This is a genomic window from Kitasatospora sp. NPDC101155 (assembly GCF_044768305.1).
In the GTDB taxonomy this organism is placed as follows: domain Bacteria; phylum Actinomycetota; class Actinomycetes; order Streptomycetales; family Streptomycetaceae; genus Kitasatospora.
This window is the reverse complement of the sequence record NZ_JBIWPN010000018.1, coordinates 127,454-150,944: the sequence shown is the minus strand read 5'-3', so window position 1 is coordinate 150,944 and position 23,491 is coordinate 127,454. Positions and strand designations below refer to the sequence as shown.

Genomic DNA, 23,491 nt, shown 5'->3' with positions numbered 1-23,491 from the left:
AAGGAATCTCCAACCCCGATCAAGTGATCGAGGCCGGGGATGTCAACATATCTGGCGTTGACTTTTGGCACGCTGTTGAGTTCTCAAGGAACGGACGCTTCCTTCGGACCGCCTTCCAGCGGGCCCTCCGGGCGCTTCATTCTTTCGTGTTTCCAGCTTATCAGATGTTTTCCGCTCCGTTTTCCGGAGTTTCATTCATCGGATTTGCTTTCCGCTTTGTTGCCCCGGTCTCCCGCGGCGACTCCGGAACTGTACGGGGACCGACCCGCCACATGCAAATCGCCCCCGCCCGGGGTCCCGGGCGGGGGCGATGCGGCGGCGATCAGACCCGACAACCCGGATCAGGCGAACCGGACCAGGCGACCCCGATCAACGGACCTCGGTGATCTCCGGACCGCGCGCGAACGGGTCGAGCGCGGTGCCGCCGAAGCGGCTCTCGCCCTCGCCGGCGGCGGCAGCAGCCCCACCACCGTCGGCAACCATCTGGGCGTCCTCGGGAAGCTTGAGCACGATCGGGTCGCGGGGTGCCATCGGGCTCTCGCCGCGCACGACGACGGTCTGGCGGAAGACCTGCTCCAGAATGCCGGCCATCTCGGGCTGCACGGCGGCCTGGCCCGAGATCACGCCGCGCAGGAACCAGCGCGGACCGTCACAGCCTACGAAGCGCACCAGCTGCACGCCCTGGGTGCCGTCCGGGAGCTGCACCGGGACCTGGGCGCGGAGGTGCCAGCCGAGCGGGCCCTCCTCCTCGTCCACGATTCCGCCCTGCGAGGTGATGCCGTTGGCGATCTCCTCCCGGACCTCCCCCCAGATGCCCTCCGACTTCGGGGCCGCGAAGGCCTGGAGCTGGATGGCGCTGTTGCCGAGCACGAGGGTGGCGGCGACGATCGCGTCACCCGCGACCTCGACGCGCAGCTCCATGCCCTCGACCCCGGGGACCAGCAGTCCCCCGAGGTCGACGCGGCCCTCCTCGGGGTTCTCCAGCTCGGAGTGGTCCCACGGGCCGTCCGGCCGCGGGGCCGGCGGCAGGCCGAACTTGTCGGCCGGGTCCAGCTCGGTCACGTTCTCGCTCTCGGCGGAACCTTCGACGTCATCGGCCGTCTCGTCGGCGCTGATGGCGTCGTCGGCGAGCTGCTCGACAGCGTCCTCGCTCTTCTGGCGACGACGGAACACGGTCACTGTCCTTCCCGGTCCAAGACCGATGCGAATACCTGCTCGGCTTCCTGCGAGGCCGCGGGAATGCTAGACCGCGGCGTGGCCACCGGTCGACCCGAACCCGCCCTCGGCGCGTGCCGACCCAGGCAGCTCGGCCACCTCGTGGAAGCGGGCCTTCTCGACCTGCTGGATGACCAGCTGGGCGATCCGGTCCCCTCGGCGGAAGCTGACCCCCTCGCGCGGGTCCAGATTGACGACGATCACCTTGATCTCTCCACGGTACCCGGCATCGACCGTCCCCGGGGCGTTCACGAGCGCAACTCCGCAACGAGCTGCGAGCCCGGAGCGGGGGTGGACGAAGGCCGCGTAACCGTCCGGGAGGGCGATGGCGATGCCGGTGGGGAGCACCGCCCGCTCGCCGGGGGCCAGCTCGGCGTCGACAGTGGTGCGCAGATCGGCACCGGCGTCCCCGGGCTGCGCGTACTCGGGCAGCGGCAGCTCGGGGTCGACGCGCCTGATCAGGACGTCCAGCGGCGGGCGGGGGGTCTCGCTCAAGGGTTCACCTCAAAGGCTCGTGCGCGCTTCATCAGATCCGGGTCGTCGAGGACCTTCTCGATGTCCTCGGGACGACCGTGCGAGGTGAAGTGTTCCAGCTTCACCTGAATGAAGAGCGCCTGAGCACGCACGGCGACCGGTCCGTCCGGGCCGCCGATCCGCGCCTCGGCGGCGCTGTAGATCTTGCGGCCGTGCACTCCGGTGACCCAGGCGCGCAGGTGCAGCACCGAGTCGACGGGCACCGGGCGGAGGAAGTCGGTCTCCAGCCTGCCGGTCACCGCGGGGGCGTGCAGCAGCCAGTTGAGCGTGCCGAGGGTCTCGTCCATCGCCGTCGTCAGCACGCCGCCGTGGGCCAACCCGGGGCCGCCCTGGTGAACGTCCCGGACGGTGAACTCGGCGGTGACGTCCAGTCCCTCGCCGGCGACCGCGTCGATCCGCAGGCCGCCGGGGTGCTGCGGGCCGCAACCGAAGCAGTGCTCGTAGTGGGAGCCGAGCCGGGTGCCGGGGGCGGGCGCCTCGGGGGCCCGCGGCGGGAGGACGGCGTCCGGCGGCGGGGTGGTCGGGGTCGGCGGCAGCGCAGGCGCCGGCCGGTCGGTGGGGGTGGTGGAGGGTGTCGTACCGGTCACGCCGACCCACCCTACCCAGGGGTAGCAAGGCCTCCGCCGGGGGTGGCGTCCCGCTCCGGGCGTCCGGGCACCCACAATGGAGGCATGTACGACGAACGCCTCACGGTGCCGCGCTCCTGGTGGCTGCTCCCGGTCGCAGTCGGCCTCACCCTCGCGCTGATCCTGATCCGGGTCAGCGGCCCGGCCGCGCTGGTCGGCCTGGTCGCCGGCATCGCCGCCGGCGCGGTGGCCATCAGCAGCTACGGCTCGGCCCGGATCCGCGTGGTCCAGGGCTCGCTGGTGGCGGGCCCCGCCCGGATCCCGGTGGAAGCGCTGGGCGCCGCGCACGCGCTGAGCCCCGCCGAGGCCGCGGCCTGGCGCGGCCCGAAGGCCGATCCCCGCGCCTTCATGCTGCTGCGCAGCTACGTCCCGACCGCGCTGCGGGTCGAGGTGGACGACCCGGCCGACCCGACGCCCTACCTGTACCTGTCGACCCGCTCGCCGATGAAGCTGGCCGACGCGCTCGACGAGGCGCGGCGCGGCACCCGTACGTAAGGGGCGCCGGGGCGAGAAGGCCGAGATAACCGAGAGGGACGGTTCCGCTGCTGCGGGACCGTCCCTACGACTTTGTCCTGGCCGACGCCGTACTGGCTATTGCCATGGTTGCCAGTGCTGTACTGGCCGACGCGCCGCCGAACGACTCCGTCCTCCCGGGCCCGTCCCTGTGGACGGTCCGCGGACCTGCCGTCCGGCCCCGCTGCCCGGGGCCGGAAGGGGCGTTGTGCCGGTCCCGCGGGAGCCACGGGTACCGGTCGCTGTCCGCTGCGGTGCTCAGGCGCCGCAGTCCCGGCAGATCGGGTTGCCGTTCTTCTCGCTGTAGAGCTGGCTGCGGTGGTGTACCAGGAAGCAGCTCATGCAGGTGAACTCGTCGGCCTGCTTCGGCAGCACGCGGACCGCGAGCTCCTCGCCCGAGAGGTCGGCGCCCGGGAGCTCCATGCCCTCGGCGGCCTCGAACTCGTCGACGTCGACCGAGCTGCCGCCCTTGTCATTCCGCCGAGCCTTGAGTTCCTCGATGCTGTCTTCGTTGAGCTCGTCGTCGGTCTTGCGTGGGGTGTCGTAGTCCGTTGCCATTTTTCGCTCTCCCCCTCCGGGTTGTGCGGTGTGTGCGGTATCTCCAGCGCACGTAACGCATGGGGGGTCGGTCTTGTGCCCGACCCGAGGCGGAGATTTTGCCTTACTTCAAGCCCTGTTACTCAATCGACACTCAGCCAGGGCTCCGTTGGGGTGATCCTTTGGGGCTCCGGAGGCCTCACGCTGGGCCATCGCCGACCCGCCAAACGCCCGCCGGGCCAGCGACGCTCAGTGAGCGAAGTCCGTACTGATGTCCGCCAAATCCCTTGCCCACCAGGGATGCCGACCAACCCTCCAGGCCGCAGCCAGACCGGATTCCGGTCACGGACGGCGATCGGCACCCCCAATGGGGTAATCACTCTCCGGAGTCACCCGACATCGTGGAGCGACACAGTGTGAGCTTGGTCACGTTCAGAATCTTCCGGGGCAAATCACGGAAAATCCACCCACTCCGACCTCGCGACGACGTGCCGTCGCCGCACCCTACTCGGCGCTGCGACGGGCCGCCCGGCGCGCCAGTATCGCGGCCTGGCGCTCCTCGAACTTGCGCGCCTGCCCGTCCAGCCCGTCCAGGAACACGCCCAGCTCGTTCTGCGCCACCATGCCCTCCGGGCCGAGGCCGCCGATCTCCATCACGCGCAGCTTGCGCAGCACCGGCTGCAGCACGTCGTCGTGGTGGATGCGGAGGTTGTACACCCCGCCGAGGGCGATCTGCGCGGAGGCGCGCTCGAAGCCGGGGATCCCGTGGCCGGGCATCCGGAAGCCGGTGACCACGTCGGCGATGGCGCGCATGGCCTGGTCGGGGGCGATCTCCAGGGCGGCCTTCAGCAGGTTCCGGTAGAAGACCATGTGCAGGTTCTCGTCGTTGGCGATCTTCGCCAGCAGCTGCTCGCACAACGGGTCGCCGGCATACTTGCCCGTGTTGCGGTGCGCGATGCGGGTGGCCAGCTCCTGGAAGGCCACGTAGGCGACCGAGTGCAGCATGCTGTGCGCGTTGTCGGACTCGAAGCCCTCCGACATGTGGTTCATCCGGGCCCGCTCCAGCTCCACCGGGTCGACGGCCCGGGTGGCGAGCAGGAAGTCGCGGATGGCTATCCCGTGCCGGCCCTCCTCGGCGGTCCAGCGGTGCACCCAGGTGCCCCAGGCGCCCTCGCGGCCGAACATGGTCGCGATCTCGTGGTGGTAGCTGGGGAGGTTGTCCTCGGTCAGCAGGTTCACCACCAGCGACACCCGTCCGAGCGGGGTCACCTTCGACTGCTCGATGTTCCAGGCCTCGCCGCCCAGCACGCCGTCGAAGTCACGGCCCTGGCTCCACGGGACGAACTCGTGCGGCATCCACTCCTTGGCCACGCCCAGGTGGCGGTTGAGCTCGTTCTCCACGACCTCTTCGAGGGCCAGGATCAGCCGCGTGTCGGTCCAGCCGCTCGATCCGAGCGAGGTGCTGCTCTGCACAGGGGCGATGGTCACGGTCTTGCTCCCGGGGGACGGGCACGCGCGGGACGGGCGCGTAGGGCGGGCACACGTCGTACGGAGCCGTCGGCGGAACCCACCGGCGGACGCACTTACGGCTGCGTAGGTTACGACACCGTAAGTTGCTCGGGCCGCAAATGACAAGCCGCCCCCGTCAGGCCTGATGTCGTCTTGACGGGCTTGACGGGGGCGGCTGGGAACGGTCGCCCACGGGACGCGGCGACCCAGGGGGCCCGTTACGGCTCGGGAACGGCCCAGGAGGCCGCTACGGCGCCGGGATGCGCACCCGCATGGTGAGGCCGCCGCCGGCACGCGGGGTGGCCTCGATGGTGCCCCCGTGGGCGCGCACCACCGAACGGACGATGGACAGGCCGAGCCCGACCCCCTTGTCGCTGCGGGTGCGGTCGGCGCCCTTGATCCGGCGGAACGGCTCGAAGATGTGCTCCAGTTCGTACCCGGGCACCATCGGGCCGGTGTTGGAGACCACCAGCTCGCCCCCGCCCGGCACCTTGCCGGTGGCCAGTTCGACCCAGCCGCCCGGGGTGTTGTAGCGGACGGCGTTCTGCAGCAGGTTGAGCGCGAGCCGCTCCAGCAGCACGCCGTTGCCCCCGACCACGGCCGGATCGAGCTTCGAGCGCAGCTCGACCTCGCGCTTGTCCGCCTCGGCCCGGGTCTGCTCCAGCGCCCGGGTGGCCACCTCGGACAGCTCCACCGGGCGGCGGTCGGTCAGCTCGTTCTCGCTGCGGGCGAGCAGCAGCAGACCCTCGACCAGTTGCTCGCTGCGCTCGTTGGTGGCCAGCAGGGTCCTGCCGAGCTGCTGGAGGTCGGGCGAGGACGCCGGGTCGGAGAGCTGGACCTCCAGCAGGGTGCGGTTGATCGCCAGCGGGGTGCGCAGCTCGTGCGAGGCGTTGGCGACGAAGCGGCGCTGGGAGTCGAAGGATCGGTCCAGCCGGTCCAGCATGTCGTCGAAGGTGTCGGCGAGCTCCTTGAGCTCGTCGTCCGGCCCGTCCAGCTCGATCCGGCGGTGCAGGTCGGAGGAGGCGACGTCGCGGGCGGTGCGGGTGATCCGGCCGAGCGGGCGCAGCACCCGGCCGGCCATCGCGTAGCCGGCCGCGAAGGCGATCACGGCGAGGCAGACCAGCATGGTGAGCGACTTCTGCAGCAGCGTGTTGAGCGCCGAGGTGGAGCGGGACTCGTGGATCGAGGCGAGCGCGTCGTTCAGCTGGTCGCTGGACATCGGGCGGCCGTTGACGTAGACGGTCGACGACGACAGGCTGCCGTTGGGGTTGAGCACGGTGAAGTTGAACTGCTGCGGCGCCACGTCGTGCAGCGCCTGCCGGACGAAGAAGTACATCAGCAGCAGCAGCACGACGCCGGCCATCAGGAACATCCCGCCGTAGAGCAGGGTCAGCCGCATCCGGATGGTGGGGCGGAACGGCAGCCAGGCGAGCATCCCGTCGCCGGGCACGTACGTGTCCTGGCGGGGCTGGCGCGGCGGCGCGATGGGCTTGGGCGGTACGGCGCGCGGGCCGCCGGCGGGCGCGCCGGAGGGCCCGCCGGCCGGGGGCGGGGTGGTCATGATGGTCCTCTCGGAGCGTCCGCCGGGGCGGGCGCGGGGTGCGGCGGGGAGTCCTCGGGCGGGCTCCCGGGGGCGTGTTCCAGTCAGATCCGGTAGCCGGAACCGGGCACCGTGATGATCACCGGTGGGTCGCCGAGCTTGCGGCGCAGCGTCATCACGGTGACGCGCACCACGTTGGTGAACGGGTCGGTGTGCTCGTCCCAGGCCTTCTCCAGCAACTGCTCGGCGGAGACGACGGCGCCGCCGGCCCGCATCAGCACCTCCAGGACGGCGAACTCCTTGGGGGCGAGCTGAACGGTGCGTCCCTCGCGGATCACCTCGCGCCGGCCGGGGTCGAGCGAGATGCCGGCCCGTTCCAGCACCGGGGGCAGCGGGATGGTCGCGCGGCGGCCCAGCGCCCGGACCCGGGCGACGAGTTCGCTGAAGGCGAACGGCTTCGGAAGGTAGTCGTCCGCGCCGATCTCCAGGCCCTCGACCCGGTCGCTGATGTCGCCGGAGGCGGTCAGCATGATCACCCTGGTGGCCAGGCCCTGTTCGACCACCTTGCGGCAGACGTCGTCGCCGTGCACCAGCGGGAGGTCGCGGTCCAGGACGACCACGTCGTAGTCGTTGACCGCGATGCGCTGGAGCGCGGCCTCCCCGTCGTACACCACGTCCACGGCCATCGCCTCGCGGCGCAGGCCGGTCGCGACGGCCTCGGCAAGCAGTTGCTCGTCCTCGACGACGAGAACCCGCACGGTCGTTGTCCCTTCTCCAGGCCGGCCCCGGAAGCGGACGCGCGGCTCCGACGGTGCCTCCATCCTGCCTGGTCCTGCGGTAAAGCAGCGATAAGCTGCCGCCCAGGCACGGAGCGCGGTCCCGCGGCGGTGACCGTTCGTACCGGGACCGCTCCGCTTGGACTGTGACGCGGGCAACTTTCTCGTGACGGGAGGTTTCCCCGGTCCCCGGGCGGGGAGGACAGCTGCACACCCGCGATCTGGCTGTTGGCCGATCGCACCCACCCGCCGTGCGTTCATCCGCGCCGGCCCTGGGGCTGGGATGTCACCGGGAGCGGCCGAAGGCCGTCTCCGCGCCCGACCGGAGATCCACCACCTGCCGGCCCGGACGCTTTCGCTGGCCAGACCTCCTCGGGGCGGAGAACGTACGACCGTGCACGTCCGACAAAGTAAGGGGGCCCGTATGGACGCCTTCAAGGCCGGAATCCTGCAGCGCATAGCCAACGCCGAGCAGGATCTGCACCGCGCGATCGAGGCCGGGGACGAGTTCCTCGCCGAGGTGGAGCAGTCCGAGCTGGACGACCTGCGTCGTCTGGCCGCCGAGCACGGTGTGGACACCGCGCTGGAGCGCCACCGCACCGCCGCCTGACCCGACGCCGGTCCTCCGGCACCTGCGGTCCTACGGGGGCCGTGCGAAACCCCAAGCCCTGGCATCCCCCGTGTGCCAGGGCTCTTCGCATGTCCGGAGGGGTTTCGTCCCGGGGGCTCCGTGGCGGCTCGCGCCGCGGTCGCCCGGTCAGTCCGCCCAGGCGCGCAGGGCGGCCAGGCGCTCCTGCAGCGGCTCGTACACGCCCGGCGCGGCGGCCACGGTGAGTCGGCTGTCCGGGCCGTGCCCGGGGCGGCCGCCGACCAGCGCGCCGGCCTCGGTGGCGATCAGGCAGCCGGCCGCGTGGTCCCAGGGGGCGAGGCCGCGCTCGTAGTAGCCGTCCAGCCGCCCGGCGGCCACGTCGCACAGGTCCACCGCGGCCGCCCCGCCCCGGCGGACGTCCCGCACCTCGGGCATCAGGGCGAGCAGCACCTCGGCCTGGCGCACCCGCACCGACTGGACGTAGTTGAAGCCGGTGCCGATCAGCGCCTGGCCCCACGGCGGGGCCGGGCGGGCCGAGACCGGACGGCCGTCGAGGCGGGCGCCGCGGCCGAGGACGGCGTGGAACAGCTCGCCACGCGCCGGGGCGTGGACGACCCCGACGACGGCGCGGCCGTCCACCTCCGCGGCCACGCTGACCGCCCAGGAGGGCAGCCCGTACAGGTAGTTGACCGTGCCGTCGAGCGGGTCGACCACCCAGCGCACCCCGCTGGTGCCGGGGCGCTCGGCGCCCTCCTCGCCGAGGTAGCCGTCCTCGGGACGGCGGTCGGCGATCAGCTCCACGAGGAGCTTCTCGGAGGCGAGGTCCATCTCGGTGACCACGTCGACCGGGCTGCTCTTGGTGCCGGCCACGCCGAGGTCGGCGGGACGGCCGTCGCGCAGCAGGGCGCCGGCCTGCCGGGCCGCGTCCAGGGCGACGTCGAGCAGGTCGTCGAGGAGCCGGTCGTCGGGCGGGGCGGGAGTGGACACGGGATTCTCCTCCGGAAGGGGTCAGCGCTCGGCGGCGGCCGGGCGGGGGGCGCGCGGGTTGGGGCAGCAGGCCACCGCGCAGACGTCGTGGCTGGGGCCGAGGGCGCCCAGGGCGCAGCGGGTCACGGTCTCGCCGCGCTCGGTGGCGGCCCGTTCCAGGACCAGCTCGCGCACGGCGGCGGTGAACCGCGGGTCGGCGCCGACGGTGGCGGCCCGGGCCACCGGCAGGCCGAGTTCGGCAGCCTTGGCGACGGCCTCGGTGTCGAGGTCGTACTTGACCTCCATGTGATCGGAGACGAAGCCGATCGGCACCATCACCACGGCCGGCGCGCCGTCGGCGTGCTGGGCCTCCAGGTGGTCGCAGATGTCGGGTTCCAGCCACGGGATGTGCGGGGCGCCGCTGCGGCTCTGGAACACCAGCTGCCAGGGCCGGTCGGCCACGCCGGTGCGCTCGGCGACGGCCGCGGCGATCAGCCGGGCCACGTCCAGGTGCTGGGCGACGTACGCGCCGCCGGGGGTGCCGCGGGACGGGTCGTCCGGGGCGCCAGAGGTCTCGGCCATCGCGTCCGGGATGGAGTGGGTGGTGAAGGCCAGCCGGGCGCCGGGGCGGACGTCCTCGGGCAGCTGTTCCAGGGCGGCCAGGGCGGCGTCGATCATCGGCTCGACGAAGCCGGGGTGGTTGTAGAAGTGCCGCAGCTTGTCGACGGTCAGCGCCGGGCGGCCCTCCTCGGCGAGGGTGGCGAGCGCGTCGGCCAGGTTCTCCCGGTACTGGCGGCAGCCCGAGTAGCCCGCGTAGGCGCTGGTGGCGAGCACGGCGATCCGGCGGTGGCCGTCGGCGACCAGCTCCCGCAGGGTGTCCACCAGGTAGGGCGCCCAGTTCCGGTTGCCCCAGTAGACCGGCAGGTCCAGCCCGTGCTCGGCGAAGTCCTTCCGCAGGGCGGCGAGCAGCTCGCGGTTCTGCTCGTTGATCGGACTGACCCCGCCGAACATGAAGTAGTGCTTGCCCACCTCCTTCAGGCGTTCCTTGGGGATGCCGCGGCCGTGGGTGACGTTCTCCAGGAACGGGACGACGTCCTCGGGGGCCTCGGGCCCGCCGAAGGAGAGCAGCAGCAGGGCGTCGTACGGGGCGGCGCCGGAGGGGGAGGGTTTGCGCGCGTCGGACATGGCACCGATCCTGCCACCGAGGGGGCAGGGCCCGGCGCCGGGGCCGCGCGGGTGTCCGGAAAATACCCTTTGCCAACGTGCGTAAGCTGTGTTTACCAGTCTTGTTCCTTACCCCCCGTCCGGAGCCCCCGTGCTGTCCAGCTACCGCCGAATATTCGCCTCCCCTGGCACCGCGGCCTTCTCCTCCGCCGGGTTCATAGCCCGTCTGCCGATCTCCATGGCCGGCATCGGCATCGTGACCATGCTCTCCCAGCTGACGGGGTCGTACGGGCTTGCGGGTGCGGTCTCGGCGACGATGGCGGTCGCCGCCGCGGTGCTCGGCCCGGCGGTCTCCTGGCTGGTCGACCGCCGCGGGCAACGCCGCATCGCCGTGCCGGCCACCGCGCTCACCCTCGCCGCCGCGACCGGGCTCCTGCTCTGCGCCCACTTCCGCGCACCGTCCTGGACGCTGTTCCTCTTCGCCGTCGGCCTCGGCGTCATGCCCAGTGCCGGCGCCATGGTCCGCGCCCGCTGGGCCCACCTCTACCGCGACGACGCCGCCAAGCTGCACACCGCGTACTCCTTCGAGGCCGTCGTCGACGAGATCTGCTTCATCGTCGGCCCGATCCTCGCCATCGGCCTGGCCACCAACGTGTTCCCCGAGTCCGGCGTCCTCGTGGCCGTCGTCGCGCTCGCCGTCGGCATCGCCCTGTTCACCGCCCAGCGCCGCACCGAACCGCCGGTCCATCCGGCCTCGGCCGACGGTGGCGGCAGCGCCATCCTCAACGGCGGCCTGATCGTCCTGGTGCTGACCTTCGTCGCCACCGGCGCGATCTTCGGCTCGGTCGAGATCGTCACCGTCGCCTTCGCCGACGCCCAGGGGCACAAGGGGCTCTCCAGCGTCGTCCTGGCCGTCTGGGCCGTCGGCTCCGGCCTGGCCGGCGTCGTCTACGGAGCGCTCAAGCCCAGGAGCCCGCTGTCCACCCGATTCTTCGTCGGCGTGGTGATGATGGCGCTCAGCATGATCCCCATCCTGCTCGTCGCCTCCACCCTGCACGGCGTCGGCGGGCTGGTCGCGGCGGGTGCCGCCCTGCTGATCGCCGGCGTCGCCATCTCCCCCACCCTCATCTCCGCGATGGCCCTGGTCGAACGACTCGTCCCGGCCGCGAAGCTCACCGAGGGCATGGCCTGGACCACCACCGGGCTCGCCCTCGGCGTGGCCTTCGGTTCCTCGGTCGGCGGCTGGGTGGTCGACGCCTCCGGCGCCTCGGCCGGCTACTGGGTCCCACTGACAGCCGGTGCCCTCGGGGTGCTCGTCGCGCTGACCGGGCTCGGCCGCCTGCGCGCCGGAGTCGCCGCGAACGAGCCCGCGGAAGCGGTCGAACGACCCGTAGACGTCGAACGGTGAACTGACTAATCTCGCCCTACCCGTGGCCCTACCCGCGGGTAGGGCGGCCCACCGCCCCCGGACCGCGCCGACCCGTTCGGCCACGGAGCAGGAGGCAGCGCCATGCCCCAGGCCAGTACCGCGACCCGCACCCGGTGGACCAACTGGGCCGGGAACCAGAGCGCCCTTCCCAGCCGGACCGCCACCCCCGGCACCGCGGAGGAACTGGCCAAGGAGATCCTGCGCGCCGCCGACCAGGGCCGCACCGTCAAGGCCGTCGGCTCCGGCCACTCCTTCACCGCGATCGCCTCGGCCGGCGACGGCCTGCTGATCCGCCCGCAGGCGCTCACCGCCGTCCGCGGGATCGACCGCACGGCCGGCACCGTCACCGTCGAATCCGGCCTCCCGCTGAACCGCCTCAACCGGCTCCTCGCCGCCGAGGGCCTCTCCCTCACCAACATGGGCGACATCGAGGTCCAGACCGTCGCCGGCGCCACCAGTACCGGCACCCACGGCACCGGCCGCGACTCCGGCTCGCTCGCCGCCCAGATCCGCGCCCTGGAGATCGTCCTCGCCGACGGCACCGTCAAACGCTGCTCCCCCACCGAGAACCCCCGGCTCTTCCAGGGCGCCCGCCTCGGCCTCGGCGCCCTCGGCGTGATCACCGCGATCACCTTCGGCGTCGAACCGGCCTTCCTGCTCAGCGCGCACGAACAGCCGATGGCCTTCGACGAGGTGCTGGAACGCCTCGACGACCTCACCGCCGTCAACGAGCACTTCGAGTTCTACTGGTTCCCGCACACCGACCGCTGCTCCACCAAGCGCAACAACCGCAGCCAGGGCCCGACCGCCCCGCTGCCCCGGTTCAAGGAGTGGCTGGAGGACGACTTCCTCTCCAACACCGTCTGGGAGGGCGCCTGCCGGATCGGCCGACGCTTCCCCCGCTCCATCCCCTCGATCGCCGCGCTCGCCAGCCGCGCCTGGTCCGACCGCAGCTACACCGACACCTCGTACAAGGTGTTCACCAGCCCGCGCAAGGTCCGCTTCGTGGAGATGGAGTACGCCGTCCCGCGCGCGGCCGTCGCCGAGGTGCTGCGCGAGCTGAAGGCCCTGCTCGAACGCTCCGACTGGAAGGTCGGCTTCCCCGTCGAGGTCCGCTTCGCCCCCGCCGACGACCTCTGGCTCTCCACCGCCTCCGGCCGGGACAGCGCCTACATCGCCGTCCACCTCTACCGGGGCACCGCCGACCAGGGCTACTTCACCGGTGTCGAACAGCTGATGACCGCCCATCAGGGCCGCCCGCACTGGGGCAAGCTGCACACCCGCGACGCCGAGTACCTGGCCGGCGTCTACCCCCACTTCGGCGACTTCACCGCGCTGCGCGACGAGGTCGACCCGCAGCGTGTCTTCGGCAACGACTACCTGCGGCGGGTGCTGGGCGCTTAGCTCGCAGGCGTCTCGGCGGACAGCGGCGGGGCGACCGTCGCGTCCGCCGGGGCGTTGCTCGGTGCGGGCGGCTGCGACGTGGCCCCACCGGTGGGCTTCCCGCCGCCGCCCGCCGACGGCGAGGAACCGGCCGACGGGCTCGCGCTCGGGCCCGCCGAGGGCGAGGCGCTCCCGCCCTGCCCGCCGGTGCCGCTGCTCGGGGTGGCGCTCGGCTCCGGGCTCGGCCGGGTCGTCGCCGGGGCCGAGGCGCCGCCGGACGGCGTGGCCTGCGAGTCGCGCCCGCCGCCCCCGGGGGACGGCCGCTCCGCCGGGGCGTCCTGCGGCGTCGAGGACTTGGGTGTCACCCCGCCGCCGAACGACGTCCCGTTGCCGGACTCGCCCTTCACCGTCGCCGACACCGGCTGCCCGGTGGCCAGCTCGAACGCCACGATCGGCGTCATCGCCAGGACGAACACCAGCCCGGACACCGCCGCGTAGGTCTTCCAGGTCCACCGCCGGCGCGCCCGCACCACCTGCGGCTCGTTCCACTCCGAGGTGATCACCGGCGGCCCGTCCGGCCGCCCCGCAGGCTCCGCCGGATGCTCCGGCTCCATCGGTACCTGGCGCAGCGTGTTCACGGCCTGGTTCGGCCCCCGGTCCACCGCCTCTCGCAGCTGCTCACCGGTCCGCCGGAAGATGTGCTGGAACACCGCACCGCCGGTGGTGGCCCCGATGCTCACCACGGCCGCGCCCATGATCGTGCCGTAGACGCCGAGTTCGGAGGCGAGCAGCGCGCCCACCACCGCGGCCAGCGCACTCGCCACGACCTGAGCCACACTCAGATCGATCCGCTTGCGCTCCTCCTTGCCGCCCTCCTCGGCGGGGCTCCACTCCGGCATCAACATCCCTCGGTCCGTACGACTGCTTCTCGAACAAGCCTCTCCATCTTGCCCAAAGAAGGACACAAGGGACGAAAATGCGGTTCTGCACTCCCGGATTGTGTGAAGATGATCACCGTTCATCCGCCGGCGGTCCGCCATTGGGGGTGTGCGCTCTTGAGATTCCCGTGAATCGCGGGAGACTTGAGCGGCGAGCCGCCCCTCCGGATGCCACGAATGGAGTACTGTTCGTAAAGCCCGAGCCTTGGGTCGACTTGTCGACTGTGCCTACACCGGCAGCTTGACGAAGAGCCACGGAACGGACACGCACGGCGACGCCGGTCCCGGATCGTCGCGATCTCTGCTCGTGCGAGGACGGCCGGGACACCCAGGCGCGACGTCGACGGATGACGTGGCAAAAAGGCAACCGTGCCACAGCGGCGTGGCCGGGCGTGAGCCCGACACGCCGGGGAACTCAGCAAGGTTGTGGCCAGTCGCGAGTGGGCAGGCCACACTCAGTACGGGAGCAGCGACGCAGGTGACGTCGGCAGGCACCACCCGGGAGGTAACCGTGCCCGAACTGCGGGTTGTGGCCGTCAGCAACGACGGCACACGGCTGGTGCTCAAGGCTGCCGACAGCACGGAGTACACCCTCCCCATCGACGAGCGGCTGCGCGCCGCCATCCGCGGCGACCGGCCGCGCCTCGGCCAGATCGAGATCGAGGTCGAGAGCCATCTGCGCCCCCGGGACATCCAGGCCCGGATACGAGCCGGTGCCTCCGCCGAGGAGGTCGCCCAGGCCGCCGGGATCTCCGTCGACCGCGTCCGCCGCTTCGAGGGTCCGGTCCTCGCCGAGCGCGCCTTCATGGCCGAGCGCGCCCGCAAGACCGCCATCCGCCGCAACGGCGAGTCCCCCGGGCCGCAGCTCGGCGAGGCCGTGGCCGAGCGGCTCGCGCTGCGCGGCGCCGAGAAGGACACCGAGCGCTGGGACTCCTGGCGGCGCGACGACGGCACCTGGGAGGTCATCCTCTCCTACCGGGCCGACGGCGAGGGCCGCAGCGCGTCCTGGACGTACGACCCGCCCCGGCGCCTGGTCCAGCCCAACGATGACGAGGCCCGCGCGCTGATCGGCGAGACCGTCGAGCGCGAGGATGACTCGGTCTTCCCGTTCATCCCGCGGATCGCCCGGCTCCCCCAGGACCGGCCGCCCCGCCCGATGATCGACCGCCCCTCCGCCGACCGCATCATGTCGGCCCGCGAGGTCCGCGAGTCACGGGAGGCCACCGCCGAGTCCCGGGACTCGCTGACCAGCCTGCTCGACGTGGTCCCCGCCTTCCGCGGCGACCTCGCCGTCAGCGGCCCCACCCCGATCGAACCGGTGCCCGCCGAGGTCGCCGAGGAGAGCGAGGAGCCGGCCGCGGCCTCCGCTCCGGCGGTCGGTGCGGGCTCGGCCTACGCCGACATCCTGATGCCGCGGGCCGTCGCCCCGCACCGCGAGCGCCTCGTCGGCACCACCGACCGGCAGGCCGAGGCGGACGGCGTCCGGCCCGGTCGCCGGGCCACCGTGCCCAGCTGGGACGAGATCGTCTTCGGCAGCCGGCGCAAGAAGCAGGAGTAGGACGGACGCCGAAGGGGCGGGAGGCCGAGCCTCCCGCCCCTTCGGCGTATCCGGAATCAGCCCGGCTGGTCGGATCAGCCGGGCTGGTCGGATCAGCCGGGCTGGTCCGTCACCGCGACCGGGCGGCTCTCGTCGCTCGACCACTCGCTCCACGAGCCCGGGTACAGCGTGGCATTCAGGCCCGCCACCTCCAGCGCCAGGATCTGGTGCGCCGCCGTCACGCCCGAACCGCAGTACACCGCGGTCTCCCGCTCGCCCGCGCCCAGCTCCCGGAACCGGGCCGCCAGCTCCGCGGCCGGCCGGAACCGCCCGTCCGGGCCCACGTTCTCCGCCGTCGGCGCCGACACCGCGCCCGGGATGTGGCCGGCCCGCGGGTCCACCGGCTCGGTCTCGCCCCGGTAGCGCTCCCCCGACCGGGCGTCCAGCAGCAGACCGGAGCGCGCCCAGGCCGCGGCGCCGTCCCCGTCCACCGTCGGCAGCTGCCCCGGGGCCGGCTTGAAGTCGCCCTCCCCCGGCTCCGGCAACTCCGCCGTCACCGGCAGACCGGCCGCCTGCCAGGCCGCGAAGCCGCCGTCCAGCACCCGGACGTCCCGGTGCCCGGCCCAGCGCAGCAGCCACCAGGCCCGGGCCGCCGCCATCGAGGCCGCGCCGTCGTACACCACGACCGGACGCTCCGCACTCACCCCGAAGCGGCGCATCGCGGCGCCGAACTCCTCCGGGTCCGGCAGCGGGTGGCGCCCGCCCCGGCCGGGGGCGCCGGGCGCGGCGGCGAGGTCCCGGTCCAGCTCGACGAAGTGGGCACCGGGCAGGTGCCCCGCCCGGTACTCCTCGGCCGCGGTCGGGCCGCCCGGCACGGCGCCGACCAGTTGGTAGCGCACGTCCAGCAGCACCGGCGGGCGCGCGGAGGCGAGCGCCTCCCGCAGTTCGGCCGCGGAGATCAGCGGGGAACCCTCGTTGTTGGTGGTCATGCCGGCCATTGTCGCGCAACGCGCCCCGGGGCGGGTCCGGCGAATCCTTGCCGGACCCGCGACGCCGGGCCCGATCAGACAAAATCCACCGACACGCCCGAACCACCGCTCTTTGTGCGCTCTTTGCCGGATTTTCCGCGCGGCCCGAGGGTTGGGCGCGTGCCAGAGTGGAAGCATCACCCTCGCGCGCGAGGATTCCCGTGCGCCAACCACCCACGAGGAGGCCCGCATTGCCCGCGGTGGAACTCCGACTGGCCCAGGGCACGCCCTGCTGGGTCAGCCTGCTGACCGACGACCTGCCCGGCGCCCGCGCCTTCTACGGTGAGCTGCTCGGCTGGACGTACTCCCCCGGGCCGGGTCAACTCGGCGCCTACGTCCGGGCCGAGCTCGACGGGGAGCCCGTCGCCGGCCTCGGCGTCTCCACCGCCACCGGCTTCCCGGTGCAGTGGACCACCTACTTCGCCGTGGACGACGCCGACCGCACCACCCAGCTGGTACGCGAGTGCGGCGGCACCGTCGCCGTCGGGCCACTGCAGGCCGAACGCGCCGGGCGGCTGGCGATCGCCGCCGACGTCTCCGGCGCCGTCTTCGGCCTCTGGCAGGGCGAGGAACACCTCGGCCGCGAGGCCGGGGCGGAACCCGGCGGGCCCGCCTGGGCCGAACTGCTCACCCCGGACGCGGACGGCGCCGCCGTCTTCTACGCCGCCGTGCTCGACCTCCCGGTCCGGCCCACCGACGGCGAGTCCGCGCTGCTGGTGCGCGGACGCCCGGTCGCGGGCATCCGCCACCACGCCGACCTGCGCGGCCACCCGCCGCGCTGGCGCACCCACTTCGCCGTCCGGGACACCGCGCTGACCGTCCATCACGCCGTCGAACTCGGCGGCCGTGTCCTGGTCGAACCGCACGACACCGCCCGCGGCCGGGCCGCCCGGCTCGCCGACCCTCAGGGCGGGCACTTCTCGGTGCTCGAAACGCTGTAGCCCGTCCGCTCGCCCCGGGACGGTCAGGCCTGCTGCTCCTCGAAGGGCAGCACGTCCGGGGAGAGCACCGAGGCCCGGGCGGTCGCGGCGGTCAGCCGGCGGCGGTGGTGCCGGCGGCACAGCACCTCGTAGCCGACCTCGTCCTCCTTCACCGAGATGTCGCCGATCACCACCTGGGCGCCCTCGACGACCATCACCCCGCCGACCGTCCGGGCATTGTGGGTAGCCCGGGCGCCGCACCAGCACAGGGCCTCGACCTGGAGCACCTCCACCCGGTCGGCCAGCTCGATCAGCCGCTGCGAACCGGGGAACAACCGGGTGCGGAAGTCGGTCGTGATGCCGAAGGTGTAGACGTCGATGTCCAGCTCGTCCACCACCCGGGCCAGTTGGTCGACCTGCTCGGCGGCGAAGAACTGCGCCTCGTCGCAGATCAGGTAGTCCACCCGGCCGCCCGCCGACAGCCGCTGCACCACGTGCGCGTGGAAGTCGAAGTCGTCCGTCACCTCGACCGCGTCGGCGCGCAGGCCGAGGCGGCTGGAGATGGTCGCCGCGCCCGCGCGGTCGTTGCGGGTCAGGATGACGCCCTGCCGACCGCGCGCGGTGTGATTGTGGTCCATCTGCAGCGCCAGCGTCGACTTGCCGCAGTCCATCGTGCCCGAGAAGAACACCAGTTCAGCCATGGGTGGAGCAAGGGCCTTTCACATCAGGGGGGTTCGGGCGCGGGGAGGTCAAGGGGCCGGCTCAGCCGCGGACTTCGAGCAGCGGCACGAACTGCTCGACCGGGGTCATCGAGCCGTGCAGGCCGATCATCGCGGACTCGCCGGGTTCGTTGCGGGAGGCGGTGATCGCGATGTCGTCGCGGGCCGCGGCGACCACGTCGCCGATCCGCCGGTACACCCGCTCGTCCACGGTCGGGCCGAACCAGCCCGCCGCGATCGCCTGGTCCCGGGTGGCCACCCACATCCGGTCGCCCAGCACCTCGCTCCAGACCGCGTGCACATCGGCCGCGGCGCCCGGTACGGCGTACACGTGCCGGGCCCGGCCCTCGCCGCCGAGCAGTGCGACGCCCGCGCCGAGCTCCCAGTCCTCGTCGAAGTCGATCCGGTCCTCCGGCGCGATGTCGATCATGCCGTGGTCCGCGGTCACGTACATCGCCGAGCGCGGCGGCAGCTGCTCGGCCAGTCGGCGGGCCAACCGGTCCACCGCGTCCAGCGTCATCCGCCACTCGTCGGAGTCCACGCCGAAGCGGTGGCCCGCGCCGTCCAGCTCGCTGACGTAGGTGTACACCAGCGCCCGGTCGTGCTCGGCCAGCCAGGAGGCGGCCAGGTCCATCCGCTCCTCGCCGGTGGTGCGGCCGAGGAAGGTGCCGCCGGAGAGCGCCACCTTGGTCAGCGGGGTCTGGGCGAACAGCGGGGAGGACACCTGGGCGGTCGCCACCCCGGCCCGGTGGGTGCGCTCGAAGACCGTCGGGTACGGCTGCCAGGCCTGCGGGTCGGTGTGCGGCTGCCAGCGCAGCTGGTTCATCAGGTAGTCGGCGCCCGGCACCGCCACCGTGTACCCGGCCAGCCCGTGCAGGCCCGGCGGGGTGCCGGTGCCGACCGAGGCCAGCGAGGTCGCGGTGGTGGACGGGAATCCCGCGGTCAGCGGACGGCCGGTGCCGCCCAGCGAGCTCCCGGCCAGCGAGGACAGGAAGGGCGCGTACTCCGGGTGGCGCAGCAGCAGCTCCCAGCCCAGGCCGTCCACCAGGAACACCACCGCCCGGTCGGCCGGGGCGATCGGCAGCGTCGCGGTGAACCCGGGGACGCCCAGGCCCGCCGCCACCGAGGGCAGCAGGTCGCAGAGCGAGCCGCTGCCGTACGGGGGCGCGGGGGCCGCGGCCGGGTCGAGGATCTCGAAGGCGTCGTAGCCGTCGGAGGGTGCGAAGGACATGGAACCGGATTCGTAGCGGTCGGAAGCTGCGGAACTCAGCGCGGGCCTGGCGGATCTCGTCGGCGGACCCGGCGGGGATCCGCGGGGCGCGCTCTAGGGCCGCGGGCCGTTGTTGATCGTCGCGTCGGACAGCGCCCGGGCGAACACCAGCGCCTGGGCCACCGTCTCCGGGCCGTCACCGGCCTCGCTCACCCGCAGTGAGAGGTCGTCAGCCGTCGCCGAACCGGTGTAGCCGTGGTCGGCCTCGCAGTTCGGGTCCGAGCAGCCGGCCGGCTCCAGGTCCAGGCGCTGCACCGCACCCCAGCCGATCGTCAGCACCACCTCGCGGGGCAGCGTCCCCGGGGTGTACGTCTCCGGGTTGGCCACCATCCGGCTCACCACGACCGAGCCGATCCGGTCCAGCCGGACGCTCTCCGTCGAGGTCGTCGCGAACGGCACCGCGGGGCTGCCCTCGGCCCCCGACTGCTCGTCGGTGTGGCTCACCACGAACCGGGTCGCGGTCAGCACCAGCACCGTCACGTGCCGGCGCACCTCGTTGGAGTCGAAGGTCGTCTCCTGGTGCACCAGGTAGGAGCTGATCGGCTCCGGGCCCACCGCGGACTCCACCGCCTCGGACACCAGGGCCGGGTAGTAGCCGCTGCGCTCGATCGCCGAGCGCAGGTCCTGAGTGGTGGTGGTACCGGTCTTCGCCATAACTCCATCCTGGCATGGTCCGCCGACGAAGCGGGCGGCGCGGCGCCGAGCTTCGGACATCAGCGCCCACGGGCAGGCGCAACCAAGGAAGGTTACAGCGTGCTCATCGCGCGTGGGCCCAGATCGCTGCGGACGGGCAGTGGTGCGACCCGCACCCGCGCCCCCAGGATCGCCAGTCCGTGCGGGGCGACGACCACCGGTTCGAGGTCCACCGAGGCGATCTCCGGCACGTCGTCCACCAGCTGCGACACCCGCAGCAGCAGCTCCTCCAGGGCGGCGGTGTCCACCGCCTCGGCCCCGCGCCAGCCGAACAGCAGCGGCGCCGCCCGGACCTCCCGGATCAGGCCCGCGACGTCCTGGTCGGTGGCCGGGACCAGGCGGTGGGCCACGTCACCCAGCAGTTCGGCCGGGGCGCCGGCCAGGCCGAAGGAGAGGATCGCGCCGACGGCCGGGTCCACCGTGGCGCCGATCACGGTGTCCACGCCGCGCGGGGCCATCCGCTGCACCACCAGCTCGGCCCCGGCCGCGCCGCCGAGCAGGGCGTCCAGCTCGCGGTGGGCGCGGCGCAGGCCCGGCTCGCCGGTCAGGTCGAGGCGGACGCTGCCCAGGTCGGGGCGGTGGCGAAGGTGCGGGGCGGTCGCCTTCAGGGCCACCGGGTAGCCGAGCTGCTCGGCGGCCTTGACGGCGCTCTCCTCGTCCGGGGCGGGCATCGTGGGCGAGACGTCGATGCCGTAGCGCTCCAGCAGCTCGTGGGTCTCGGCCTCGCTCAGGGTGATCCGGGCGCCGCCGGGCTGGGTGCGCAACGAGAAGGAGCGGCGCGTAGCGCCTCGTACAAGGGTGGTGGTGGGCGACGGGCGGGACACCGCGGCGCGGGTGCTGAGCGCCGCCTCCACCAGGGCGCGGGCGCCGGGCTCGTCGATCCGGTCAAGCTCGGGGACGCGCGCCGTCTCCTCCGCCTCGGCGGTGCGGTGGCGCCACTGGGCGTAGTGCACGGCGTGCGCCAGGGCGCGCACGGCGCGCTCGGGCGCCGCGTACGCCGGGATGCCGCCGGGGCGCAGCCGGGGCGGCAGGTCGGTCAGGGCCAGGTGGGCCAGCACCAGGGGCTTGCCCAACTCCCGTGCGCGCATGCCCGCCTCGAGCAGGGCGGCGGCGATCTCCGGGTCGTCCGAGCCCATCTCGGGGTTGTCCGGGCCGGTCAGTCGGCCGCCTATGAAGGCGTGCGCGGAGGTGCCGATCGGCGGGATGGCGACGGCGATCACGGCGTCCACGGCGGGGTCGCTGAGCGCGACGTCCAGCGCGATCCGGAAGTTCTCGCCGGTCGCGGCCGTGGTGAGGTCGACCGGCGTGCGCGGGCGCAGGCCGGCGCTCAGGCAGGCGTCGTAGGTGAGCAGGCCGAGCGAGTCGGAGTTGCCGACCACGGCGACCCGGTCGCCGGGCGGCAGCGGCTGCTGGGCGAGCAGTTCGCCGGTGTCGAAGAGCTCGGTGATGGTCGCCACCCTGGTCACCCCGGCCTGTTCGAACAACGCGTCCACGGTGGCGTCGCGCAGGCCGGTGGCGGTGGCGGGGACGGTGTGGCCGGGCGGCAGGCTGCCGGTGTGCCGGGCGCCCTTGACCACGACGACCGGCTTGACGGCGGCCAGGCGGCGGGCGATCCGGGTGAACTTGCGGGGGTTGCCGAAGGACTCCAGGTAGAGCAGCACCACCTCGGTGGCTTCGTCCTCGGCCCAGTACTGGAGGAAGTCGTTGCCGGAGACGTCCGCGCGGTTGCCGACCGAGGCGAAGGACGAGACGCCGAGGCCGCGCTTGTGGGCGGCCTCCAGCAGGGCCACGCCGATCGCACCGGACTGGCAGAAGATCCCGAAGCCGCCGCGGTCGGGCAGGTGCGGGGCGAGCGAGGCGTTCAGCGGGTGCTCGGGGTCGGTGTTGATCAGGCCGAAGGCGTTCGGGCCGACCACCCGCATGCCCGCCGCACGGGCCTGGCGGACCAGGGCGCGCTGGCGGTCCCGGCCCTCCGGGCCGGTCTCCGCGTAGCCGGCGGTGACCACCACCAGGCCCTGCACCCCGCGCACGCCGCACTCGGCGACGGTCGCCGGGACGGCGCTCTCGGGGACGGCGATCACCGCGAGGTCGATCGGCCCGGGAATGTCCAGAATCGAACGGTGCACCGGGATGCCGTCCAGTTCGGTGCCGGGCGGGGCATTGCGGTTCACCGCGTGGACGGCGCGCGGCTCACACTTGGGCTCGTACCGGCTCTCGAACTCCGTGTCGAAGCCGCCCAGCAGGTCGCGCAGGATGGCCCGACCGACGGTCTGCGGGTTCCGGGAGACCCCGACCACGGCCACCGAGCGCGGGGTCAGCAGCCGCTGCACCGAGCGGGCCTCGGCGCGGTGCTCGCGGGCGCGCATCACGGCGAGCGAGCGGTCGGTCTGTTCGAGGTCGAACTCCAGGTGCACCACGCCGTCGGCGAAGCTGCGGTGCTGGGTGTAGCCGGCGTCGGTGAAGACCTTCACCATCTTGCGGTTCTCCGGCAGCACCTCGGCCTGGAAGCGGCGGATGCCACGCTCCTGGGCGACGGCCGCGATGTGCTCCAGCAGGGCGGAGGCCACACCGCGGCCCTGGTGGGCGTCCTGGACCAGGAAGGCGACCTCGGCGTCCGTTCCGTGGTCGGAGGGGCGGCCGTCGGCGTCGATCCGGTCGTAGCGGACGGTGGCGATGAAGTGGTCCCGGACCACCACAGCGAGGCCGACCCGGTTCACGAAGTCGTGGTGGGTGAAGCGGCGGACGTCCTTGTCGGACAGGCGCGGGTAGGGGGCGAAGAAGCGGAAGTACTTGGACTGGTCCGAGACCTGCTCGTAGAACTCCACCAGCCGCCCGGCGTCGGCGGGGGTGATCGGCCGGATCCGGGCCGTGCCGCCGTCGCGCAGCAGGACGTCGGCTTCCCAGTGCTGCGGATAGTCGGGTTGCGCGGGGTTCGCCACCGCGGGGTCTTCCACATTCGTCAGGTTATCCGGCGGCGGGCCGAATGGCGCCGGTCGTGTGCTCGCGGCAGGGTGGACGGGGCCACCGGCCGGGCCTTATGCCCCGAAAAGAAACAATCACAACTCCCGAACGCGGCGGCTCGAAGGGCTTGTCTGCGTGCAACACTGGTCTAGACAACACGGTCGTTTCCCCCGCTCCCCGAGCACGGCCGTGACCAGCTTCACCGGAAAGGCACGTCTCATGGCCGAGCGCCGCGTCACCATCGGTTGGGCCGAGGGCCTGCACGCCCGTCCCGCCTCCGTCTTCGTCCGGGCCGTCACGGCCACCGGCGTGCCGATCACCATCGCCAAGCCGGGCGGCAACCCGGTCAACGCCGCCTCCATGCTCGGCCTCCTCGCCCTGGGCGCCCAGGGCGGTGACGAGGTCATTCTCGCCTCCGACGCCCCCAACGCCGACGAGGCCCTCGACCGCCTCGCCAAGCTCGTCCAGGAAGGCCTCGACGAGCTCCCGGCCGCGGCCTGAGCCCACGCAGCCGCCCGATCGGGGTGGGGGCCCCCCGGGGGGGGGCCCCCCCCCCGGGGGGGGCCCCCCCCCCGCCCCCCCCCCCGGGGGGGGGGGGGCCCCCCCCCCCCCCACCGCTGTTACGTGCGATAGCAAGAGGACAC

Annotated in this window: 21 protein-coding genes and 1 pseudogene; 7 read left to right on the top strand and 15 right to left on the bottom strand. The window is 73.0% G+C overall.

Going from position 1 to position 23,491, the window contains the following annotated elements; translation table 11 throughout:
- Positions 1 to 369: 369 nt before the first annotated feature.
- The 3 genes and pseudogenes from ACIRYZ_RS26225 to ACIRYZ_RS26215 all read right to left on the bottom strand — a co-directional run bounded on the left by ACIRYZ_RS26225 (position 370) and on the right by ACIRYZ_RS26215 (position 2,285).
- Positions 370 to 1,173 carry a DUF3710 domain-containing protein gene (locus ACIRYZ_RS26225; RefSeq protein WP_387620285.1) on the bottom strand — a complete coding sequence of 268 codons (804 nt, stop codon included), beginning with the start codon at positions 1,171 to 1,173 and terminating at the stop codon, positions 370 to 372.
- A 2-nt stretch (positions 1,174 to 1,175) separates the two neighbouring features.
- A pseudogene (gene dut / locus ACIRYZ_RS26220) lies at positions 1,176 to 1,710 on the bottom strand (dUTP diphosphatase).
- The gene (locus tag ACIRYZ_RS26215; RefSeq protein ID WP_393027458.1) at positions 1,707 to 2,285 is read right to left on the bottom strand and encodes a PaaI family thioesterase; all 579 of its coding nucleotides are present in this window, start codon (positions 2,283 to 2,285) and stop codon (positions 1,707 to 1,709) included. Before ACIRYZ_RS26215 ends, dut begins: the two are co-directional and overlap by 4 nt.
- A 135-nt stretch (positions 2,286 to 2,420) precedes the next feature.
- Between ACIRYZ_RS26215 and ACIRYZ_RS26210 the strand changes: the two genes are divergently transcribed.
- The gene (locus tag ACIRYZ_RS26210) at positions 2,421 to 2,870 is read left to right on the top strand and encodes a DUF3093 domain-containing protein (protein ID WP_402948379.1); all 450 of its coding nucleotides are present in this window, start codon (positions 2,421 to 2,423) and stop codon (positions 2,868 to 2,870) included.
- Between the two features lie 276 nt (positions 2,871 to 3,146).
- Here ACIRYZ_RS26210 and ACIRYZ_RS26205 read toward each other — a convergent pair whose 3' ends face one another.
- The 4 genes from ACIRYZ_RS26205 to ACIRYZ_RS26190 form a co-directional block, all read right to left on the bottom strand.
- On the bottom strand, positions 3,147 to 3,446 hold the full coding sequence (locus tag ACIRYZ_RS26205) for a DUF4193 domain-containing protein (protein WP_350745462.1): 300 nt from the start codon (positions 3,444 to 3,446) through the stop codon (positions 3,147 to 3,149).
- A gap of 483 nt (positions 3,447 to 3,929) precedes the next feature.
- Positions 3,930 to 4,913 (bottom strand): acyl-ACP desaturase, encoded by a 984-nt coding sequence (locus tag ACIRYZ_RS26200; RefSeq protein WP_402948376.1) that lies wholly within the window; start codon positions 4,911 to 4,913, stop codon positions 3,930 to 3,932.
- A gap of 268 nt (positions 4,914 to 5,181) precedes the next feature.
- Positions 5,182 to 6,495, bottom strand: coding sequence for a sensor histidine kinase (locus ACIRYZ_RS26195; protein WP_402948373.1), 1,314 nt, complete (start codon positions 6,493 to 6,495; stop codon positions 5,182 to 5,184).
- A gap of 83 nt (positions 6,496 to 6,578) precedes the next feature.
- Positions 6,579 to 7,232: a response regulator transcription factor gene (locus tag ACIRYZ_RS26190; RefSeq protein WP_393027435.1), complete on the bottom strand. Its 654-nt coding sequence runs from the start codon at positions 7,230 to 7,232 to the stop codon at positions 6,579 to 6,581.
- Positions 7,233 to 7,674: 442 nt separating this feature from the next.
- Between ACIRYZ_RS26190 and ACIRYZ_RS26185 the strand changes: the two genes are divergently transcribed.
- Complete coding sequence (locus tag ACIRYZ_RS26185) at positions 7,675 to 7,860, top strand: hypothetical protein (protein ID WP_402948369.1); 186 nt, start codon at positions 7,675 to 7,677, stop codon at positions 7,858 to 7,860.
- A gap of 147 nt (positions 7,861 to 8,007) precedes the next feature.
- On the opposite strand, the gene ACIRYZ_RS26180 is transcribed toward ACIRYZ_RS26185, so the two are convergent.
- Positions 8,008 to 8,826, bottom strand: a complete 819-nt coding sequence (locus tag ACIRYZ_RS26180) for an inositol monophosphatase family protein (RefSeq protein WP_393027433.1) — start codon at positions 8,824 to 8,826, stop codon at positions 8,008 to 8,010.
- A gap of 21 nt (positions 8,827 to 8,847) precedes the next feature.
- Positions 8,848 to 9,990, bottom strand: coding sequence for a ferrochelatase (locus ACIRYZ_RS26175; protein WP_402948366.1), 1,143 nt, complete (start codon positions 9,988 to 9,990; stop codon positions 8,848 to 8,850).
- A 130-nt stretch (positions 9,991 to 10,120) separates the two neighbouring features.
- On the opposite strand from ACIRYZ_RS26175, the gene ACIRYZ_RS26170 reads away from it, so the two are divergent.
- Both ACIRYZ_RS26170 and ACIRYZ_RS26165 read left to right on the top strand, forming a co-directional pair.
- Positions 10,121 to 11,377 (top strand): MFS transporter, encoded by a 1,257-nt coding sequence (locus ACIRYZ_RS26170; RefSeq protein ID WP_402948363.1) that lies wholly within the window; start codon positions 10,121 to 10,123, stop codon positions 11,375 to 11,377.
- Between the two features lie 102 nt (positions 11,378 to 11,479).
- Positions 11,480 to 12,802: a D-arabinono-1,4-lactone oxidase gene (locus tag ACIRYZ_RS26165; protein WP_402948360.1), complete on the top strand. Its 1,323-nt coding sequence runs from the start codon at positions 11,480 to 11,482 to the stop codon at positions 12,800 to 12,802.
- On the opposite strand, the gene ACIRYZ_RS26160 is transcribed toward ACIRYZ_RS26165, so the two are convergent.
- Complete coding sequence (locus ACIRYZ_RS26160; RefSeq protein ID WP_402948357.1) at positions 12,799 to 13,680, bottom strand: hypothetical protein; 882 nt, start codon at positions 13,678 to 13,680, stop codon at positions 12,799 to 12,801. The genes ACIRYZ_RS26165 and ACIRYZ_RS26160 overlap by 4 nt on opposite strands.
- A 517-nt stretch (positions 13,681 to 14,197) precedes the next feature.
- Here ACIRYZ_RS26160 and sepH point away from each other — a divergent pair.
- Complete coding sequence (gene sepH, locus ACIRYZ_RS26155; protein WP_402948354.1) at positions 14,198 to 15,277, top strand: septation protein SepH; 1,080 nt, start codon at positions 14,198 to 14,200, stop codon at positions 15,275 to 15,277.
- Positions 15,278 to 15,369: 92 nt separating this feature from the next.
- On the opposite strand, the gene ACIRYZ_RS26150 is transcribed toward sepH, so the two are convergent.
- Positions 15,370 to 16,245 carry a sulfurtransferase gene (locus tag ACIRYZ_RS26150; protein ID WP_402948351.1) on the bottom strand — a complete coding sequence of 292 codons (876 nt, stop codon included), beginning with the start codon at positions 16,243 to 16,245 and terminating at the stop codon, positions 15,370 to 15,372.
- Between the two features lie 239 nt (positions 16,246 to 16,484).
- Between ACIRYZ_RS26150 and ACIRYZ_RS26145 the strand changes: the two genes are divergently transcribed.
- Positions 16,485 to 17,225: a VOC family protein gene (locus ACIRYZ_RS26145; protein WP_402948405.1), complete on the top strand. Its 741-nt coding sequence runs from the start codon at positions 16,485 to 16,487 to the stop codon at positions 17,223 to 17,225.
- A gap of 23 nt (positions 17,226 to 17,248) precedes the next feature.
- On the opposite strand, the gene ACIRYZ_RS26140 is transcribed toward ACIRYZ_RS26145, so the two are convergent.
- The 4 genes from ACIRYZ_RS26140 to ACIRYZ_RS26125 form a co-directional block, all read right to left on the bottom strand.
- The gene (locus tag ACIRYZ_RS26140) at positions 17,249 to 17,905 is read right to left on the bottom strand and encodes a thymidine kinase (RefSeq protein WP_380611994.1); all 657 of its coding nucleotides are present in this window, start codon (positions 17,903 to 17,905) and stop codon (positions 17,249 to 17,251) included.
- 61 nt (positions 17,906 to 17,966) lie between these two features.
- Positions 17,967 to 19,154 carry an alkaline phosphatase family protein gene (locus ACIRYZ_RS26135; RefSeq protein WP_387620317.1) on the bottom strand — a complete coding sequence of 396 codons (1,188 nt, stop codon included), beginning with the start codon at positions 19,152 to 19,154 and terminating at the stop codon, positions 17,967 to 17,969.
- Between the two features lie 93 nt (positions 19,155 to 19,247).
- Complete coding sequence (locus ACIRYZ_RS26130) at positions 19,248 to 19,847, bottom strand: DUF5998 family protein (RefSeq protein ID WP_380611992.1); 600 nt, start codon at positions 19,845 to 19,847, stop codon at positions 19,248 to 19,250.
- Between the two features lie 92 nt (positions 19,848 to 19,939).
- Positions 19,940 to 22,840: a GNAT family N-acetyltransferase gene (locus ACIRYZ_RS26125; protein WP_402948347.1), complete on the bottom strand. Its 2,901-nt coding sequence runs from the start codon at positions 22,838 to 22,840 to the stop codon at positions 19,940 to 19,942.
- A 226-nt stretch (positions 22,841 to 23,066) separates the two neighbouring features.
- On the opposite strand from ACIRYZ_RS26125, the gene ACIRYZ_RS26120 reads away from it, so the two are divergent.
- Complete coding sequence (locus tag ACIRYZ_RS26120) at positions 23,067 to 23,348, top strand: HPr family phosphocarrier protein (RefSeq protein WP_393027416.1); 282 nt, start codon at positions 23,067 to 23,069, stop codon at positions 23,346 to 23,348.
- Positions 23,349 to 23,491 lie beyond the last annotated feature (143 nt).

Excerpts from the sequence above, each read along its gene's own strand:
- ACIRYZ_RS26210 (WP_402948379.1), top strand. The coding sequence starts at position 2,421 with ATGTACGACGAACGCCTCACGGTGCCGCGCTCCTGGTGGCTGCTCCCG.
- ACIRYZ_RS26205 (WP_350745462.1), bottom strand. The coding sequence starts at position 3,446 with ATGGCAACGGACTACGACACCCCACGCAAGACCGACGACGAGCTCAAC.
- ACIRYZ_RS26195 (WP_402948373.1), bottom strand. The coding sequence starts at position 6,495 with ATGACCACCCCGCCCCCGGCCGGCGGGCCCTCCGGCGCGCCCGCCGGC.
- ACIRYZ_RS26185 (WP_402948369.1), top strand. The coding sequence starts at position 7,675 with ATGGACGCCTTCAAGGCCGGAATCCTGCAGCGCATAGCCAACGCCGAG.
- ACIRYZ_RS26175 (WP_402948366.1), bottom strand. The coding sequence starts at position 9,990 with ATGTCCGACGCGCGCAAACCCTCCCCCTCCGGCGCCGCCCCGTACGAC.
- ACIRYZ_RS26165 (WP_402948360.1), top strand. The coding sequence starts at position 11,480 with ATGCCCCAGGCCAGTACCGCGACCCGCACCCGGTGGACCAACTGGGCC.
- ACIRYZ_RS26160 (WP_402948357.1), bottom strand. The coding sequence starts at position 13,680 with ATGCCGGAGTGGAGCCCCGCCGAGGAGGGCGGCAAGGAGGAGCGCAAG.
- ACIRYZ_RS26150 (WP_402948351.1), bottom strand. The coding sequence starts at position 16,245 with ATGACCACCAACAACGAGGGTTCCCCGCTGATCTCCGCGGCCGAACTG.
- ACIRYZ_RS26140 (WP_380611994.1), bottom strand. The coding sequence starts at position 17,905 with ATGGCTGAACTGGTGTTCTTCTCGGGCACGATGGACTGCGGCAAGTCG.
- ACIRYZ_RS26135 (WP_387620317.1), bottom strand. The coding sequence starts at position 19,154 with ATGTCCTTCGCACCCTCCGACGGCTACGACGCCTTCGAGATCCTCGAC.
- ACIRYZ_RS26130 (WP_380611992.1), bottom strand. The coding sequence starts at position 19,847 with ATGGCGAAGACCGGTACCACCACCACTCAGGACCTGCGCTCGGCGATC.
- ACIRYZ_RS26120 (WP_393027416.1), top strand. The coding sequence starts at position 23,067 with ATGGCCGAGCGCCGCGTCACCATCGGTTGGGCCGAGGGCCTGCACGCC.